Annotated in this window: 12 protein-coding genes; 5 read left to right on the top strand and 7 right to left on the bottom strand. The window is 63.4% G+C overall.

Features of this window, described 5'->3' with window-relative positions:
• Nucleotides 1-3: 3 nt before the first annotated feature.
• Complete coding sequence (locus tag CKW24_RS14690; RefSeq protein ID WP_095168907.1) at nt 4-1,095, bottom strand: ABC transporter ATP-binding protein; 1,092 nt, start codon at nt 1,093-1,095, stop codon at nt 4-6.
• A gap of 186 nt (nt 1,096-1,281) precedes the next feature.
• Nucleotides 1,282-2,187 carry a LysR substrate-binding domain-containing protein gene (locus tag CKW24_RS14685; RefSeq protein ID WP_095168906.1) on the bottom strand — a complete coding sequence of 302 codons (906 nt, stop codon included), beginning with the start codon at nt 2,185-2,187 and terminating at the stop codon, nt 1,282-1,284.
• Between the two features lie 185 nt (nt 2,188-2,372).
• On the opposite strand from CKW24_RS14685, the gene CKW24_RS14680 reads away from it, so the two are divergent.
• Genes CKW24_RS14680 through CKW24_RS14670 form a run of 3 tightly spaced genes read left to right on the top strand, consistent with a single transcriptional unit; the run spans nt 2,373 to nt 5,802 of the window.
• Complete coding sequence (locus tag CKW24_RS14680) at nt 2,373-4,121, top strand: amidohydrolase (protein ID WP_095168905.1); 1,749 nt, start codon at nt 2,373-2,375, stop codon at nt 4,119-4,121.
• Nucleotides 4,118-5,047: a GTP-binding protein gene (locus CKW24_RS14675; RefSeq protein WP_095168904.1), complete on the top strand. Its 930-nt coding sequence runs from the start codon at nt 4,118-4,120 to the stop codon at nt 5,045-5,047. The genes CKW24_RS14680 and CKW24_RS14675 overlap by 4 nt, the downstream gene beginning before the upstream one ends.
• On the top strand, nt 5,044-5,802 hold the full coding sequence (locus tag CKW24_RS14670) for a class II aldolase/adducin family protein (RefSeq protein WP_371917594.1): 759 nt from the start codon (nt 5,044-5,046) through the stop codon (nt 5,800-5,802). The genes CKW24_RS14675 and CKW24_RS14670 overlap by 4 nt, the downstream gene beginning before the upstream one ends.
• 555 nt (nt 5,803-6,357) lie before the next feature.
• On the opposite strand, the gene CKW24_RS14665 is transcribed toward CKW24_RS14670, so the two are convergent.
• Together CKW24_RS14665 and CKW24_RS14660 are read right to left on the bottom strand one after the other, a co-directional pair.
• Nucleotides 6,358-7,872, bottom strand: a complete 1,515-nt coding sequence (locus CKW24_RS14665; protein WP_095168903.1) for a HAMP domain-containing sensor histidine kinase — start codon at nt 7,870-7,872, stop codon at nt 6,358-6,360.
• Complete coding sequence (locus CKW24_RS14660; protein ID WP_095168902.1) at nt 7,869-8,585, bottom strand: response regulator transcription factor; 717 nt, start codon at nt 8,583-8,585, stop codon at nt 7,869-7,871. The genes CKW24_RS14665 and CKW24_RS14660 overlap by 4 nt, the downstream gene beginning before the upstream one ends.
• A 146-nt stretch (nt 8,586-8,731) precedes the next feature.
• On the opposite strand from CKW24_RS14660, the gene msrB reads away from it, so the two are divergent.
• Together msrB and msrA are read left to right on the top strand one after the other, a co-directional pair.
• A complete protein-coding gene (gene msrB, locus CKW24_RS14655) occupies nt 8,732-9,241 on the top strand; it encodes a peptide-methionine (R)-S-oxide reductase MsrB (RefSeq protein ID WP_095168901.1) in 510 nt (169 codons plus the stop codon).
• A 69-nt stretch (nt 9,242-9,310) separates the two neighbouring features.
• The gene (gene msrA / locus CKW24_RS14650) at nt 9,311-10,018 is read left to right on the top strand and encodes a peptide-methionine (S)-S-oxide reductase MsrA (protein ID WP_095168900.1); all 708 of its coding nucleotides are present in this window, start codon (nt 9,311-9,313) and stop codon (nt 10,016-10,018) included.
• Between the two features lie 6 nt (nt 10,019-10,024).
• Here the strand turns inward: msrA and CKW24_RS14645 are convergent, their stop codons facing one another.
• The 3 genes from CKW24_RS14645 to CKW24_RS14635 form a co-directional block, all read right to left on the bottom strand.
• Nucleotides 10,025-11,038, bottom strand: coding sequence for a sensor domain-containing diguanylate cyclase (locus CKW24_RS14645; RefSeq protein ID WP_095168899.1), 1,014 nt, complete (start codon nt 11,036-11,038; stop codon nt 10,025-10,027).
• A gap of 142 nt (nt 11,039-11,180) precedes the next feature.
• A complete protein-coding gene (locus CKW24_RS14640) occupies nt 11,181-11,918 on the bottom strand; it encodes a DUF3307 domain-containing protein (RefSeq protein WP_095168898.1) in 738 nt (245 codons plus the stop codon).
• Complete coding sequence (locus tag CKW24_RS14635) at nt 11,911-12,528, bottom strand: hypothetical protein (protein WP_095168897.1); 618 nt, start codon at nt 12,526-12,528, stop codon at nt 11,911-11,913. The genes CKW24_RS14640 and CKW24_RS14635 overlap by 8 nt, the downstream gene beginning before the upstream one ends.
• Nucleotides 12,529-12,918: the final 390 nt, after the last annotated feature.

Below are 12,918 nucleotides of genomic sequence, written 5' to 3'. Positions count from 1 at the left end.
GGGTCAGGCTTGCAGCAGGAAGCTTTGCTGGACCGGCCAGCTCAGCCACACCGGGGCGCCGCTGGGCATCAGGGCTCCCGGATGATTACCGGGAACCGAGAGGTTGATCGGCAGGGCGTCGCCCCCGACCGTCAGCGAAAGGTGAGTGCTGGAACCCTGGTAGACCTTGTCGGTGAGTTGCGCCGGGATCACGTTGTAGCCGTCGCGGTTCGGGCGTTCGCTGTGCAGGTCCATGTGTTCGGGACGCACCGCCAGCACGCTCGGCTGTTTGCTCAGGGGCGCGGGGGCCTGGGCGTGCAGCAGGTTGTCGCCACAGCGGCCGCTGGCGGTCGGGCCGTTGCGGGTCAGGTCCAGCAGCGGGAACAGGTTCATCTTGCCAAGGAACTCGGCGACAAACCGGCTCTCGGGGCGGTTGTAGATGTTTTCCGGAGTGTCGACCTGGGTCAGCTTGCCGTGGTTGAAAATCGCGATGCGCGATGACAGCGCCAGGGCTTCGTTCTGGTCGTGGGTGACGAACACGAAGCTGGTGCCGACCTGGCGGTGGATGCGTTGCAGTTCGGTCTGCAGCTGTTCGCGCAGGTTCTTGTCCAGTGCCGACAGGGGCTCGTCGAGCAGCAGCAGGTCCGGTTCGAACACCAGCGCCCGGGCAATCGCCACGCGCTGTTGCTGACCGCCGGACATTTCGGCGGGCTTCTTGTGCATGTGCGCGCCGAGGCCGACCACCTCGAGAATGTGCTTGACCCGGCGTTGGCGTTCTTCGGCGGCGACTTTGCGGATGCGCAGCGGGTAGGCCACGTTGTCCGCCACCGTCATGTGCGGGAACAGCGCATACCCCTGGAACACCATGCCGTAGTTACGTTTTTCCGCCGAGCGCTTGATGATGTCGACGCCCTGTTCCATCAACTTGCCGGACGTCGGGCTGAGGAAGCCCGCGAGGATCATCAGCAAGGTGGTCTTGCCCGAACCGGAAGGCCCCAGCAACGTCAGGAACTCGCCTTGGCGAACGTCCAGGTCGACGTTATCCAGCGCTGCGAAGCGACCGTAATACTGGCTGATACCTTGTGCGCTGAGCTGAATCGCTGAACCGCTGGACACGATGGAGTTCCTCTTTTTATTGCCCATAAGACGTACGAGGACGGATGCAAATCCGAAATGGGCTTTGGGTTTATTATTGTTAAAAGTATCGCTACATCAATGGAATTATTTTGTGGGTATTGGTTAGTAAAATTACTCAATTACCCGCTGACTCCGCCCTATGAAAGAGCGGAGCTTGCCGCCACGTCAGAGGGTGTCTTGCCAGGTCTGGTGCGAGGACTGCAACTGAGTCTTGACCCAACTGCTAAAGGCCTGGACCACCCGCCGCTCGGCTTTTTGCGGGTCGGTTGCCAGGTAGTAGCCGCGGTGCAGGTCGATGGTGATGTCGAATGGGCGCACCAACAGTCCCTTGGACAGCGCGTCGCCGCTGATCAGGTTGTCGCCGATGGCGATGCCCTGGCCGGCAATGCACGCCGACTGCGCGCAGTGGGCGTCGGAGAACAGGATTCCGCTCATGGCATTGACGCCCGAGGCGCCGGCGGCGGTCAGCCAGACGCGCCAGTCCGAGTAGTCGGTCATGTGCAGCAGCGGGTAGGCGCTGAGTTCCTGCGGGTTCTTCAGGCCGCTCAAGGCGTTGATCAGGCGCGGGCTGCACACCGGGAAAAAGCGTAGCGCGACGATTTCCTCGACGTGCATTTCTGGCCAGTCGCCAATGCCGTAGGCGATAAACAGGTCGACGTTGGTGTTGTGGGTGTCGTCCGGCGACTTGGGGGAGATCAGCTGCAACTGCACCTGCGGGTACTGGCGCAGGAACGCGCCAATGTGGTGGCACAGCCAGTAAGTGGCGAACCCCGGCGCGCAGCTGACACACAGCCGTCCCGAGACTTCCTGGTCGTCAACCGGCTGGCCGGCGTCGAGCAGGTTCAACAAAATCCCATGCACTTCGCGGGCATAACGCTCGCCCTGGTAGGTCAGGCCGATCCCGCGGCCGATGCGCTCGGTCAGGGCAAACCCCACGCACTCTTCCAGCTTGCTGATCTGGTGGCTGATGGCGCTGCGGGTCAGGTTCAGTTCGCGGGCGGCGACCGACACGCTGCCCAGCCGGGCCACCGCATCCAGAGCCCGCAGGGCTGTCATCGAAGGAAAGCGCATAAAGAATCCTGTCTTTAAGGGAGCTGAGTGTTGAATCGTATGGTGACGTAAATCGAACGATTAAGCCAAAAAAAATCGATTGTTGTATTGGTTGATTCAACAATACTAGTGCCATTCGTCAGGGTCACCGAAGCCAAACGTGCGCGGAAGACCCTTCACCCGCACTGAACTCGAAGGTGGCTTGCATGGCTGAGTCCGACAACTTTTCCTCTACCCATTCTGCGCAAGGGACCTATGCCGACCTGATCCTTGGCAACGGTCGCATCTATACCCAGAACCCTGCGCAGCCCTGGGCTGAGGCCGTGGCCATTCGCGGCGGCAAGTTGGTAGGGGTTGCCAGCCTGGCCGAGCTGCAAGGGTTCAAGGGCCCGAACACCCTGGTGCATGACCTGCAGGGCGCCTTCTGCATGCCGGGCCTGCACGACATGCACACCCACCCTGACCTGGCCCTGGCCCCGCGCTACAGCGACGACCTGGATGTCGGCATCGAAGACCCGACCCCGGAACAGTTGCGCGCGAGCATCCTGGCCTATGCCGATGCTCACCCCGGCGACGGTTGGATCTACGGGCAGTACTGGGTGCGCTACACCTTCCGCGAAGCCGGCCTGACCCCGGGCCGGGCGTGGCTCGACAGCGTCATGCCGGATCGCCCGGTGGCCCTGCTCGATCGCATGTGGGGCACCATGATGGTCAACTCCAAGGCCCTGGAACTGGCGGGCATCGACCGCCACACCGCCGACCCGCGCAATGGCTACCTGGAGCGCGACGAGCTGAGTGGCGAACCCAACGGCCTGATGATCGACGGTGCCTACGCGATGATCCACGCCGCCATGCCGCCGACCCCGGTCAGCGTGCTGCGCCGCGCTTACCGTGATGGGGTGCATTTCCAGAGCTCGCGTGGCGTCACCGCGAGCAAATACGTACACGTCTGCGAGCAACGCCTGCAGGCGCTGAAAGAGCTGGATGACAGCGGCGAACTGACGGTGCGCATTGAAGCCGCCATCAGTTGGCAGGACGACATCTTCCCGGTGCGTCGCCGCTGGGAGCTGCTCAGTGGTGAGCGTCACTACTACCGCAGCGCGCGCCTGAGCGCCAACGCGGTGAAATTCCACTTCGACGGCACCGTGGAGCCGAAGTCCTCGTACCTGCTGACCCCCTGGCCAGAAGAGTCGAGCTGGCGCGGCAAGCTCAACCTGACCCCCGAGCACATCACCGACATGGTGGTGGACATGGACAGCCGCGGCATCCGCGTCATCGCCCACTGCACCGGTGACGGCGCTTCCGATGTGTTCCTCGATGCCGTCGCCGAGGCCCGGCGGCGCAACGGCTTCAGCGGTGTGCGCCACCAGTGCGCCCACAGCACCTTGCTGCACCCCGGCAACCTGCCGCGCTTCAAGGAACTCAACGTGATCGCCGAATTCTCCCCGGCGGCCTGGTACCCGACGCCATTCGCCAGCGGCGCACGTTCGGGCTACGGCCAGGAGCGGCTCAAGCGCATCTACGATTTCAAGGGCGTGCTCGAAGCCGGCGGCACTGCGGTGATGGGCACTGACTGGCCGGTGGCGTCCATCGACCCGTGGCTGGCGCTGGAAACCATGGTCACCCGGCAAAACCCGTGGAATGACGATCCGTCCTGCTTCGGCGATCCGATCAGCCTCGAGCAGGCGCTGAACGTGATCACCCTCAACGGTGCCGTGGCCATGGGCCTGGAGCAGTCGACCGGCAGCCTGGAAGTCGGCAAATCGGCGGACTTGATCGTCATCGATCGCGACCTGTTTGCCCAGCCGGCGCGCAATTACATTCACCAGACCCAGGTGCTGTTGACCTTCGTCGACGGGCAACTGGTCTATGACCGCAACGGCGCACTGGCCGACGCCGGCCTCAAGGCCGTGTGGACAGGTGAACCACCGGTGCTGGAGGGCAAGGCCCAATGAACCCTCAGCGCATCGCGGTAACCGTGGTCTCGGGGTTTCTCGGGGCCGGCAAGACCACCTTGCTCAACCGCATGGTGCGCCGCGCCGAAGGCAGTCGGTTGGCGGTGATCGTCAATGATTTTGGTGAGCTGAACATCGATGCGGCGATCGTTTCCGAGGTCACCGATGCGGTGTACAGCCTGCAGAACGGCTGCATCTGCTGCACGGTGCAGGAAGACCTGCTGGCGCAGTTGAGCAGCCTTGCGCAATTGCAGCCACGGCTGGAGCGCATCGTCATCGAGTGCAGCGGGGTATCCGATCCACAGCGCATCGTGCAGACCCTGGCCTACCCGCAACTGCGCAGCCAGATGCAACTGGACATGGTGATCACCGTGGTCGATGCCACCGGTCATCTGCAGCTCGACGGCGAGTACGCCCGCCTGGCCCGGGCGCAAGTGGCGGCCGCCGACCTGCTGCTGTTGAACAAGACCGACCTGGTGGACGCCGTCCAACTGCAAGCATTGCGTAACGCACTGGGCCTGCGGACCCGGATCCACGAAAGCGTCCAGGCGCAACTGCCCGACGCGCTGTGGCTGGATTCGGATCTGGACCTGCAGACGCGCACGCTCAAACCCTTGACCCTGGTTGCCAGTGACGACCACGGTGAAATGTTCAGCAGCTTTCTCTGGCAGAGCCCAACGCCCTTGAACGTCGAGCGCCTGCGCGGCTGGTTGCAGGCGTTGCCCCGCGATGTGTTTCGGGTCAAGGGCCTGGTGCTGCTGGATCAGGGCACCAAGGCGCACTGGCTGCAACACGTCGGCACCCGTAGCCAGTTCCTTGCCGCCACCGACGAGGCCCAGGCCACGGGCTCGCGCCTGGTGTTCATCGGCCGCCGCGGCTTCAGCGGCTGGGCCGCGCTGGTCGAGGGCCTGGAGCAGTGCCAGTGATCAACCCGATCGAACAGCAATTGCGTGAGGAGTTGGCGGCCTGCTACCGCTTGATCGCGCACTTTCGCATGACCGACCTGATCTTCACTCACATCTCGGTGCGCCTGCCGGGGCCTGAACATCATTTCCTGATCAACCCTTATGGGTTGATGTTCGACGAAATCAGCGCCTCGAACCTGGTCAAGATCGGGCTCGACGGACGTGCGGTGGAGGACAGTCCCTACCCGGTCAATCCGGCCGGCTTCGTGATCCACAGCGCCCTGCACGCGGCCCGCGAGGACGCCCAGTGCGTGCTGCACACCCACACCCGGGCTGGCTGTGCGGTGGCGGCGCTGGCCTGCGGCTTGTTGCCGGTGAATCAGATGTCCATGGAGTTCTATGGCCGTGTTGCCTATCACGATTACGAAGGCATCGCCCTGGACCTGGCCGAGCAAGCGCGGCTGGTGGCGGACATGGGCGACAAGCCCGTGCTGATGCTGCGCAACCACGGTCTGTTGACTGTCGGCAGCAGCGTGGCCCAGGCGTTCCTGCGCATGTACTACCTGGAAAAGGCCTGCGACATTCAGTTGGCCGCCCAAGCCTGCGGTGACCTGGTGCTGCCTCCGACAGCGGTCTGCGAACACACCGAACGCCAGTTCAACCAGCCGCAGCGCCCCTTGGCCGCAGGCGAACTGAGTGATCCGGACGCCCTGGACCTGGCCTGGAAAGCCCTGCTGCGCCTGCTCGACCGAGTGGCGCCCGGCTACCGCGACTGACTGCAGGTATCTGTGGGCACCACAAAACCATCGTGGGAGCGGGCTTGCCCGCGATGAGGCCGCCACATTCAATATCCATGGCGCCTGACACACCGCCATCGCGAGCAAGCTCGCTCCCACAGGGTTTGTGGCGTGTATGCGGGATCTGTGGGCACCACAAATCCATTGTGGGAGCGGGCTTGCCCGCGATGAGGCCGCCACATTCAATATCCATGGCGCCTGACACACCGCCATCGCGAGCAAGCTCGCTCCCACAGGGTTTGTGGCGTGTATGCGGGATCTGTGGGCACCACAAATCCATTGTGGGAGCGGGCTTGCCCGCGATGAGGCCGGCACATTCAGTATCCATGGCGCCTGACATACCGCCATCGCGAGCAAGCTCGCTCCCACAGGGTTTGTGGCGTGTATGCGGGATCTGTGGGCACCACAAATCCATTGTGGGAGCGGGCTTGCCCGCGATGAGGCCGGCACATTCAGTATCCATGGCGCCTGACATACCGCCATCGCGAGCAAGCTCGCTCCTACAGGGCTGGCGATGCAGTCGCCTCTGGTCCGTCAGGCTTGTCCCGGTGTATTGAGGTTCATCGAGCGCACTGCCAGGGCCGTGGCCGTTGCTTCGTCCACCGCCAGGGAAAAGCACAGGGTCGCGCCCTGGCCGGGGACATCCAGCAGTCGTACCTGGCGCCCATGCAGTTCGAGGATCCGCTGCACAATCCGCAAGCCCAAGCCACCATCGCGCCGTGCGCCGCCAATATTGAACGGACGCAGGAACAGTCCTTCGCGCAGTTCGGCGGCGATCCCCGGGCCGCTGTCGCTGACGGTGATTTCGACGAATTTGCCCTGAGGTTCCAGGCGGATCTCGACCACCCCGCCGACTGGGGTATAGCGCAGGGCGTTGTCGAACAGGTTGGTCAGCACCCGTTCGATCAATCCGAGGTCGGCGCACACCCCCGAGACGCTCGGCGCAAAACTGGCCTTGAGTTGCACCTGCCGGGCCTCGGCGTTCAGCTCGAATTTCTGGAAGATGTCCTGCACCAGGTCGGTCAGGGAAAAACGCTCCAGCACCGGCTGGACAAAACCGTGCTCCAGGCGCACCAGTTCCAGCAGCGATTGCGCCAGGCCACCGACCTTGCGGCTCTGGTCCAGGGCGATGCCCAGGTAACGTCGGCGTTCGTCCGGGGTCAGGCTGGCGTCCTTGAGCGACAGGGTTTCCAGGTAGCCATGCAACGAAGCCAAAGGCGTGCGCAGGTCGTGGGAAATGTTCGCCACCAGCTCACGGCGCTCCTGGTCCTGGCGGGTCAGGGAGCGCCATTGTTCGCCCAGGCGGTTCTGCATCTGCCGGAACGCGGCAGCGAGTACGGCAATTTCGTCCTGGCTGGTGGGCGGCTCCACAGGGGCGGGCGCCGTGGTGGGGATGCCGTCGATGTCGAAGCCCTTCACGTTGTCGGTCAGGCGCCGCAGGGGCCGGGTGATCAGGGTGAACGCAGTCAGGCCGGCAATCAGGCACAGCAACGCCACCAGGCCAATCGACCATAGGGCGGTGTTCAGCGCCGCACTGGTGGCGCCGCGCGCGGCCAAGCGATCACGTTCTTCGCTGAGCAGCACCACATACAAATAACCGGCCTGCTGGCCGTTGACCTTGAGCGGCGCGGCGCTGAATACCTTGCGCCCGTCGAGGCTGCGCGGGTCGTCGCCGAGAATCGGCAGGGTCTCGTCGTTGAGCAAGCGCTGCAATGGCGCCAGGTCAACCTGTTCGCGGCGCAGATGGCCCTCGGGCGCGGCATCGCCGATCACCCGGCCCTGGTTGTCCAGCAGGTACACCTCGACACTCGGGTTGACCAGCATCAGTTGGCTGAACAGGCCACGCAGGGCTTCGGGTTTCAGGCCGTTGGCATCCATCAACTGAGTGTCGCGGGCGATGTGCTGCGCCAGGTCGCGGGACAAGCCTTGCACCACTTCCAGCTCGTGCATCTGGTTGGCGCGCACCTGCATCCACACCGAGCTGCCACTGCAGATCAGCAGGAGCAAGGCGAACACCAGCGACAGGCGTTGGCTCAGGGTCAGCCTCATGTCGGCTCCTGCGCGCTGGCGAATTTATAGCCGCGGCCCCAGACCGTGAGAATGCGCACCGGCTGCGCCGGATCGGCCTCGATCTTGGCGCGCAGGCGGTTGATGTGGGTATTGACCGTGTGTTCGTAGCCTTCGTGGCTGTAGCCCCATACCGCATTGAGCAGGTCCATGCGCGAGAACACTTTGCCCGGCTGGCGGGCAAAGAAATACAGCAAGTCGAACTCACGTGGCGTCAGGTCCAGGCGTTTGCCGTGCAGTGTCACTTCGCGGGTGATCGGGTCGATGAACAGGCCGTCGCTGCTGAGGCTGCCGGCGTCCATCTTCAGATTGCGCGCCATGGCATCGACCCGGCGTAGCAGGGCCTTGACCCGGGCCACCAGCTCGAGCATGGAAAACGGCTTGGCGAGGTAGTCGTCGGCACCCAGTTCCAGGCCGAGGATGCGGTGCATTTCGCTGGAGCGCGCGCTGGTGATGATGATCGGCGTGTAGCGCGCCATGGCGCGGGCGCGGCGGCAGATTTCCAGGCCGTCGACACCCGGCAGCATCAGGTCGAGGACCAGCGCGTCCCAGTTGCCCTGTTCGAGCAGGTGCAGGCCCTGGTTGCCATCGGCGCTGTGCACCACCTCGAAGTGTTCGTCGCGCAGGTGCAGGCAGATCAGGTCGGCGATGTGGCTGTCGTCCTCGACCACCAGGACACGTTTAGGCTGGTCCATAAAGCTCCGATCCGGTTGCGTAGTGCGGCCATTGTGCGGCTTTTCCCGACGCTCAGTTATCACGAATTGTTTAACAGTGCGTGAGGATTTGGCGATCACCTCAAGCCTAGGCTGTGTTCCAGAAAACACAGTGAAGGAGAGGGACCATGTACTCACGGCGACAGTTTCTTCTGGCCGGCGGCGGGCTGGGTGTTGCGGCGCTGGTGGCCGGGGTCTTGACCCGGCGGGTGGCGCCCCCGGCGTTGATCGGTGCGGCGCAGGCGGCCGAGACTTTCGAGGTCAGCCATAGCGAGGCCCAATGGCGCGCCCTGCTGAGCCCCGAGCAGTACCACATCCTGCGGGAGGAGGGCACCGAACGCGCCTACAGCAGTGCACTGAACGACGAGCATCGGGACGGCACCTTTGCCTGCGCCGGCTGCGAGCTGGCGCTGTTTACCTCAAGCCGCAAGTTCGACAGCCACACCGGCTGGCCCAGTTTCTGGGCACCGCTGCCCAACGCCGTGGCCACCCGCCAGGACCGCAGCTTCGGCGTGCTGCGCGAAGAGGTGCATTGCCGGCGTTGTGGCGGGCACCTGGGCCATGTGTTCGACGACGGCCCGCCACCGACCGGACTGCGTTACTGCATGAACGGCCTGGCCATGACCTTTGCCGCCTGACCCCGGTTTTTTACTTCCGTCAGTGGCCGCACCGCCAGCCGCAAAATTTCCCCATCTGGAGTACCTACCATGAATCGCCGATTGACCTGGCGTCACACCTTGTTCGGCCTGGCGCTTGCCGGCGTGGTCGGGCAGTGCCTGGGCTTTTCCCTGGGCGCGAGCGAAGAAGCAGTCGTCCTGGCAGCGCCAGTGGTCGACGAAGTGCCGAACACTGCGAGCGAAACCGCGGTGTTCGCCGGTGGTTGTTTCTGGGGCGTGCAGGGGGTGTTCCAGCACGTCAAAGGGGTGACCAGTGCGGTGTCTGGCTACGCCGGGGGCACGGCCGAAACAGCCCGCTACGAACGTGTCGGCGAGGGCGATACCGGTCACGCCGAAGCGGTACGAGTGACCTTCGACCCGGCCCAGGTCAGCTACGGCAGCTTGTTGCAGATCTATTTTTCGGTGGCCCATAACCCCACTGAACTCAACCGCCAGGGGCCCGACCGCGGCACCCAGTATCGTTCGGCACTGTTCGTGGAGGATGCCCGGCAACAAAAGGTCGCCCAGGCCTACATCGCCCAGTTGGACGCGGCCCATGCCTTCAACGCACCGATTGTGACCAGCATCGAGCGCGACAGCGGTTTTTACCCGGCGGAGGATTACCATCAGGACTTTCTGACCGAGCACCCCAACCACCCCTACATCGTGATCAACGACCTGCCGAAAGTGGCGCAACTCAAACAGCTGTACCCGCAGCGGTATTCGGCGCAACCGGTGTTGGTGAAGGCCGGGAACTAGCCCGGCTCATCCGGAAATCACATTTTTGCCGACGATCTTCGAGCGGTACAGCGCCTGGTCGGCGCGGGCCAGCAGGCCGCTCTTCTGTTCGTCGGCGAAGCGCTCGACCACGCCAAAGCTCATGGTCACCTGGTAGTCGCCCACGGGGGCCAGGCTTTCCAGTTCAAACCGAATGGTTTCGGCCAGGACCTGGGCGGTGGTGACGGGGGTATTGGGCAGCAGCATGATGAACTCGTCGCCCCCCCAGCGGGCCAGCAAGTCGCCTTCGCGCACGCAGCGCTTGATGGTTTCCACCACGTGCACCAACGCCGCATCACCCAGGGCATGGCCGTAATGGTCATTGATGACTTTGAAATCATCGATGTCCATGGCGATCAGCGACAGCGGCTGGCGAAATCGCTCGGCGCGTTCGCATTCCAGGGGCAGGGCGGTTTCCAGGCGGTAGCGGTTGGCGATGCCGGTGAGGCTGTCGCTCTCCGCCAGCTTGCGGTTCTCCTGCAACTGCACCTGCAACTGTTGATTGACTCGCGACAGCTCGCGGGTGCGTTCGTCGATGATCGCTTCCAGGGACTTGTTGCGTTGCTCCAGTTGCTCCACCAGGCGCTGCTTGTCTTCAATGCTGCGATGGGCGCCGATCATCCGCGCGACCGAGCCATCGGCGTTGCGGGCGACCACATAGCCGTGGTCTTCGATCCGGGTGTAGGAGCCGTCCTGCATGCGGCAGCGGTATTGCGCCAGGTAACGCGGCGAGCGCTGCTGTAGATGGTCATCGAACAGTTGCATCACCCGCGGGAAATCTTCCGGGTGGATCAGGTTTTCCCAGGTCAGCACACTGTTTTCCAGGCCGTGGGGGGCGTAGCCAAGCATTGCGTACCAGCCACGGTTGCGGTAGACGAAGCCGGTGTTGGCGTTCCAGTCCCAGATGCCATCGCTGGTCAGGTCGAGAATCGCCTGCAGCATGTCTTCATTGAGGTCCACCGGATGGACCTGTAATGGCTCGAATTCAGACGCATCCCCCATGATCGCTCTCCCTGCTGTGCTAATGCCGAAGTGGCCCCTGCGCCGCTGAGACTAGCCCAAGGTACAGTGCCGCTCCAGTGCCGGAAGTCGCCGCGCAGGTGTAGCCTTCTGAGGCTACATCTCGAAAAGTAGCCTCAGGAGGCTACAGTGCCAGGATCCGCGTCACCGCCAGCCCGATGGCGATACTCATGGTGAAACTCAACAAGGTGCCCAGCAGCACGTATTCGCTCAGTGAGCGGACCTTGGCCCCCTGGATTTCATTGAAGCGCAGGATACTTTTGGCGGTGATCAGGAAACCCACGGCCTCCCATTGCTGCAACAGGACGAAGGTCAGGATCAACACCCGCTCCAGATTGCCAATCAGCGCACCGGCATTGGCCAGTGAGCCGAGCTTGTCGATTTCCCTGATCCACGGGGCGAGGGCGGCCCCGATCAAGCTGGAAGTGGGGCGCAACACCAGCAGGTAGGCCAGGGCGATCAACAGGTTTGGCGGGCTCACCAGCCCCCTCAACCAGGCGTGCCAGGGCAGCGCGGCACCCTCGATCACGGCCCAGACCCCGAGGATCGCCAGCACGCATAGTCCCTGCTCCAGGATAAAACGGCGCACCGGATGGGGCGCGGGCCGCGGTAGTAATCCATGCAGCGCCGCGCGTGCCACGGCCAGCGACAGCGCGATCAGTGCAGCCCAGGGGAGCGGGTTGGCAGTCAGCGCCAGCGCGCTAAAGTAGCCCAGCCCGGCGACCGCGACATAGCCCGTCAGCGCCCGCGCTCGATGTAAACCGGTGGCAGCATCGCTGAACCAGCGTTTCCACGGCAGGGAGAAGTCGGCCAGCACATGGATCAGTAGCAGTATCAGCAACAGGGTGCTCGGCTCAGCCATGTTGCAACTCCTCGATCCACTGGTGGGTGCGTTCCAGGAAACGATCAAGCAATCGTGCCTGGGCCCGTTGCAACGCCTTGTTGACCGTGACCCGGGATTTGCCCAGGTAGTGGGCGGTACTCGATTGATCGCCCTGGCTGGTCAGGTGTACGCCGTAGGTCTGGGCCTCCACCTGGGTCCATTGCTCGATGATGGCGCCGACAAACTCGGTCACCAGCTCTGTGCGCTCGAGAAACTGCCCGTCGCTGCTGAAAACCCCCAGGGTCGATTTTTTCATGCTGTCCAGGCCTTGCCCGGAAAGCACAAAGACTTCGCCGTAGCCTTGGTCTGCTTGCGCCGTTCCGAGGCCGATGGCGACCCGGGCGTCCCAACGCTCGCCTTTGGGACTGGCGGCAATCAGCCCGGCCCGCAAGGCCAGCGCACAGTCGAAGGCCAGCGCCGGTTGCCCGAGCACCAGTTGAAAGCCATCGCCACGGAAGGTTTCAGCGCTGGCGCCGTAGCGCTCGCTCAAGGTCGCCAGCACTGCTGCAAGCCCCTCGATGTACGCCAGGGTGTCGTGGGAGTGCTGGGAATGAATCAGATCGCCGGTCAGGACTGCCTTGATCGTCATGCAGGTGCCTAGAGGAAAGACGTAGTGCTTAAAAGTAGCCTCTAAAGGCTACATTTGCAAAAGTAGCCTTTGGAGGCTAATCCATAATGTGATTCGACTACGCGCTGTTGTAGGAGCAAGGCTTGCCCGCGTGGCGGCCTCTGGGGTGTTGGATTAGGCGGAGTACATATCCATTTTTGCGGTAACGGCCTCCTATGGTTCCGCCTGACGGCGGCTCACTTTTGAGAAGCGCAAAAGTAAGCAAAACGCTTTTCCCCACCACTCGGTGCCTCGCTTAGGCTCGGCATGCCCGTACTCCGACATTGATTTGGGGGGCCGCCGCAATGGGCCCTCCCTGGCCCAGTGCGGCTAAACCGGCGTCCTGCCGGTTTACCCCCCAAATCAATATCG

The organism is Pseudomonas sp. Irchel 3H3 (assembly GCF_900187635.1).
Taxonomy (GTDB): domain Bacteria; phylum Pseudomonadota; class Gammaproteobacteria; order Pseudomonadales; family Pseudomonadaceae; genus Aquipseudomonas.
The sequence above is the reverse complement of the archived record's forward strand: the minus strand, read 5'-3'. Positions and strand labels throughout refer to the sequence as shown.